This is a genomic window from Streptomyces sp. 378 (genome assembly GCF_030124145.1).
Classification (GTDB): domain Bacteria; phylum Actinomycetota; class Actinomycetes; order Streptomycetales; family Streptomycetaceae; genus Streptomyces.
Map to the genome: position 1 here is coordinate 1 of NZ_JASKMS010000073.1, position 4038 is coordinate 4038.

Consider the following 4038-nt stretch of genomic DNA (forward strand, 5'->3'; position numbering starts at 1 on the left):
ATTAGCTCAGCGGGAGAGCGCTTCCCTGACACGGAAGAGGTCACTGGTTCAATCCCAGTATCGTCCACAGCACACAGGAGCCCCCGGCCGTTCGCGGCCGGGGGCTCCTGTGATGTCGCGACTCAGGACGAGAACAGCATGCGCCCGAAGCTCTTGTTGCGGTGGTGACCATGATGGCCGTGGTGACCGTGGTGGTGGCCCTGCGGGGCGCCCCAGGCGGGGGCCGGTGGGGCCGGGTAGGCCTGTGGGGCCGCTGGGGCCGGGTAGGCCTGTGGGGCCGGCGGGGGCGGCGGGGCGGACTGGGACCACTGGGCCTCCAGGCGGGTCAGCGACTCCAGCTCGCCGTAGTCGAGAAAGATCCCGCGGCAGCCGCTGCACTGCTCGATCTGGACACCGTTGCGGTTGTACGTGTGCATCGGCGCACGGCACTTGGGACACTGCATGGTCGTTCAACTCCTCGCCGGTCGGTCCTGCTTCACATCTCGCAAGGACAGACTCTGTCCCGCTGTGGTCGGTTGCACCCTACTTCGCGTGCTCCTGCGCGAACTGCGGCGGGACGGTAGCCATTCGGTCACAGGCGTCCACGAGCGACTGTTCCACCTCGTCCAGTGACCGGCCGGCCGCGACCGCCTTGGCGACGGCCCGGGCCGCGGTCTGCGCGGTGAGGGCACGGGCCGGGACGTCCAGAGCGGGCCAGGGGTCGCCCTCGGCCGGGACGGCGGGGCCACTCGCCTCCCGGTAGGCGGCGAGGAAGCGGGCCCAGACGTCGGGCGGGAGCAGACCGCAGGCGTACCAGGCGGCGGGGCGGGCGAGGTCCCAGGCGGGGACGCCGACGCCGAGGTCGTCCACGTCGATCAGCAGCCAGGGGCCCGCCGGGGCGGGGTGGCGTACGAGCTGGCCGAGGTGGAGGTCGCCGTGGCAGAGGGTGTCGGTCCGCGGCATCCGCGCCTCGGCCCGGGCCCAGGGCGGGAGGGTGGCCCAGGCGCGCAGGACGGAGGCGGCCGCGGGGTGCGGGCCGACCTCGCGGAGCCGGGCGACGGCCTGGGCCGCCTTGGCCGGGCCGCGCATCGCGGGCAGGTTCCGCGGCGTCGGGGTGCGGTGAAGGCGGGCGAGGAGTGCGGCGGCGCCTTCCCAGGGTGCGGCGTCGGGATCCTCGGGATCCACCGGGGCGCCGTACGGCCAGAACGTCACCAGGCGGCCGTGCAGGGCGACCGGGGCCGGGTCCAGCGGGGGCAGGAGAATGCCGGGGTGCCGGCCGGCGAGGGTGAGACGGCCGGCGAGTTCGGCCGGGTCGGTGCCCGGGGGGTGGGCCTTCGCGACGGTGTCCGCGTGCCGCACCACCAGGCCGTCGGGGCGGTCGGCCAGCGTCGCCGCGCCGCAGGGGCAGGCCGACGCGCGTGCGTGGGCGGTGGCTCGGGCCTTGGCGGTGAGGTCGGCCAGGAGCGGGCCGGGGGCGGAGTTCACCGGGTGAGAGTACGCGCGGCCGGGGCCCCGGCCGCAGGGAACCGCCTGTTCCGGGTGCCTGGCGCCTGCCGGACAAAAGCAATGCCGGCGCAGCTCCCCAGCTGCGCCGGCATTTTTTGCCGTCCGCCGCACCCCCGTCCCCACGGGGTTTCATGGGTGGGATGTCCCCGCCCGGACCGCTCTTCCGGGCCTGGGGTCGCCGCTCAGCGCCCCAGCATCTCGCCCACGGACGACGCCTGTATGGCCACTGTCTCCCACCCGTCGAAGACGAGGAGGAGCAGGACCGCCAGGGGAAGGGCCATCAGCGTCGCCACCACCGGGTGGCGACGGCCCTGCCGGCGGCGGAACGCGGCGGCGTACACCTTGCGTCCCTCTTCGCGGAACAGCGTCCGCGGAGCCGTCTGGGCCATGGTCCCTCTCCTGACCGTTCTCCGTTGTCGTTTGCAGCGGCGGGCGTCTGACCTCGGGGGACGAGTGCTGCACCCGCCGCTTGACCTCAAATCTAGGCGTCCGGCCCTTCCCGGGCGTCATGCCCTCGTACCGATTGCCGGGCCTCCCGGAGGATGAGGCGTCACCTGCGATGTACTCCCCTGGGTGGAGACGGGGACACGGGTCTCAGGGTCTTCCCCCACGGGGCACCCGGCTCATTCCGCTTTCTCCCGGCTTTCCTCCCGCGGAATCGGCTGTTCCACCAGGGCCAGCACCCGATTCGCCATGAAGCGGGCGGTACGTACGACCGCCCCGGTACGCGTGACTTCGCTCACTTCCACGACACCTCGGCGTACAGCCGTCTCCACCCTGCGGCCCGCCCTGCTCGCCACCACCTCGTACGTGCGCGTTGTGTCCCCCGCATCCACGACTATCTCCACACGATCACCCTTCACAGGATCAATCCCCCTTCTGCGACGGGCGGTTGGAAGCATCCACTGCGCGAAGTCCGCCTCTTCGCGCCCTCCCTGACCACCTTTCAAGTCTCCCACCCACCACTGACAATCCATCACCCTGAGAGGGCGCGGCCTCTGCGCGCGGGCGGCCGTGGAAACGTAAGCTGTGGCTCGTCACAGGACCGGGCAGCGGGGATGAACATGGCGATGATGCGCCTGAGGCGCGAGGACCCGCGCGTCGTCGGCTCGTTCAGGCTTCACAGACGGCTCGGCGCGGGCGGAATGGGCGTGGTCTACCTGGGCTCCGACAAGAAGGGGCAACGGGTCGCGCTCAAGGTCATCCGGCCCGACCTGGCGGAGGATCAGGAGTTCCGCTCCCGGTTCGCACGCGAGGTCTCGGCGGCCCGGCGGATCCGCGGCGGCTGCACCGCCCGGCTGGTGGCCGCCGACCTCGACGCGGACCGCCCCTGGTTCGCCACCCAGTACGTGCCCGGCCCTTCCCTGCACGACAAGGTCGCGGCCGAGGGGCCACTCGGCGCCGCCGATGTCGCGGCCGTCGGTGCCGCCCTGTCGGAGGGCCTGGTGGCCGTGCACGAGGCCGGGGTGGTGCACCGGGACCTGAAGCCGTCCAACATCCTGCTGTCTCCGAAGGGGCCGCGGATCATCGACTTCGGCATCGCCTGGGCCACCGGCGCCTCGACGCTCACCCACGTCGGCACGGCCGTCGGCTCGCCGGGCTTCCTCGCGCCGGAGCAGGTGCGGGGGGCCACCGTCACGCCGGCCACCGATGTGTTCTCGCTCGGTGCCACGCTCGCGTACGCCTCGATGGGCGACTCGCCGTTCGGGCACGGCAGTTCCGAGGTGATGCTGTACCGCGTCGTGCACGAGGAGCCGCAGCTGCACGGCGTGCCCGACGCGTTGGCTCCGCTCGTCCGGGCGTGCCTGGCGAAGGACCCCGAGGAGCGACCCAGCACACTGCAACTGTCGCTGCGCCTCAAGGAGATCGCGGCCCGGGAGTCGCAGGACCTCGCCGGGGTCCGGCCGCCCACGCCACGCGGCGCCGAGACCGAGCGGACCGCCGACACCTACCCCGAGCGGACCCGCCGTCCGCAGGGGCAGCAGGGCGCGGGCGCGTCCGGGGCGCGGCGGGGCCGGGGCACTCCCCCGCCGCGGGGTTCCGCGCCGTCCCGGGACGGCCATCCGTCGCCGGACGGTACGCCCTCCCAGGGCGGGGCCGGTACGCGGGGCGGGAACCGGTCGACGGGTGGTGGAAGCCGTGGCAGGGCCCCGATGCGCGGGCCCGGCGCCTCGCGCGGCGGCGCCCCGTCGCGGTCCGGATCGCGGCCGACGCCCACCGGGCGCGAGGGCACGCGGTCCGCCGGCGGCAGCCGTCCCGCTCCGCACAGCGGCACCGGGCGTCAGGGGCCGAGGAACACGGGGACCGGGCTACGGCCCGCCAATCCGCGGCTGCTGCGCCAGCGGCTGTTCGTGTTCGTCGTGGTGACGCTGCTGGTGGCGGTCGGCATCGCCCTGGTCCAGGGCTGTCAGGGCCCGGCCCGGGGGCTCGGCGGCGACGGAGGCGTCGTACGGCAGGAGCACGTCCGGCAGGGCGACGGCACTTAGGCCCCTTCTGATGGATCTCCGCGGCGTCGCGACGCCCGGCACGCTCCCCCGTTCTCGGCTTCGCTCG

Annotated in this window: 5 protein-coding genes; 1 reads left to right on the forward strand and 4 read right to left on the reverse strand. The window is 73.8% G+C overall.

Features of this window, described 5'->3' with window-relative positions; all coding sequences use genetic code 11:
- Positions 1 to 122 precede the first annotated feature (122 nt).
- The 4 genes from QNO09_RS39450 to QNO09_RS39465 all read right to left on the reverse strand — a co-directional run bounded on the left by QNO09_RS39450 (position 123) and on the right by QNO09_RS39465 (position 2348).
- Positions 123 to 443, reverse strand: coding sequence for a TFIIB-type zinc ribbon-containing protein (locus QNO09_RS39450; protein WP_283975039.1), 321 nt, complete (start codon positions 441 to 443; stop codon positions 123 to 125).
- Between the two features lie 79 nt (positions 444 to 522).
- Positions 523 to 1464, reverse strand: a complete 942-nt coding sequence (locus QNO09_RS39455) for a phosphotransferase family protein (protein ID WP_283975040.1) — start codon at positions 1462 to 1464, stop codon at positions 523 to 525.
- Between the two features lie 203 nt (positions 1465 to 1667).
- Entirely contained in the window at positions 1668 to 1874 is a 207-nt protein-coding gene (locus tag QNO09_RS39460) for a hypothetical protein (RefSeq protein WP_283975041.1), read from the reverse strand.
- Positions 1875 to 2108: 234 nt separating this feature from the next.
- A complete protein-coding gene (locus QNO09_RS39465) occupies positions 2109 to 2348 on the reverse strand; it encodes a DUF8836 family protein (protein WP_283975042.1) in 240 nt (79 codons plus the stop codon).
- A gap of 195 nt (positions 2349 to 2543) precedes the next feature.
- On the opposite strand from QNO09_RS39465, the gene QNO09_RS39470 reads away from it, so the two are divergent.
- Positions 2544 to 3971 (forward strand): serine/threonine-protein kinase, encoded by a 1428-nt coding sequence (locus QNO09_RS39470; protein WP_283975043.1) that lies wholly within the window; start codon positions 2544 to 2546, stop codon positions 3969 to 3971.
- The last annotated feature ends 67 nt before the right edge of the window (positions 3972 to 4038 follow it).

Coding starts and splice junctions, on each gene's coding strand:
- QNO09_RS39460 (WP_283975041.1), bottom strand. CDS start 1,874: ATGGCCCAGACGGCTCCGCGGACGCTGTTCCGCGAAGAGGGACGCAAG.
- QNO09_RS39470 (WP_283975043.1), top strand. CDS start 2,544: ATGAACATGGCGATGATGCGCCTGAGGCGCGAGGACCCGCGCGTCGTC.
- QNO09_RS39450 (WP_283975039.1), bottom strand. CDS start 443: ATGCAGTGTCCCAAGTGCCGTGCGCCGATGCACACGTACAACCGCAAC.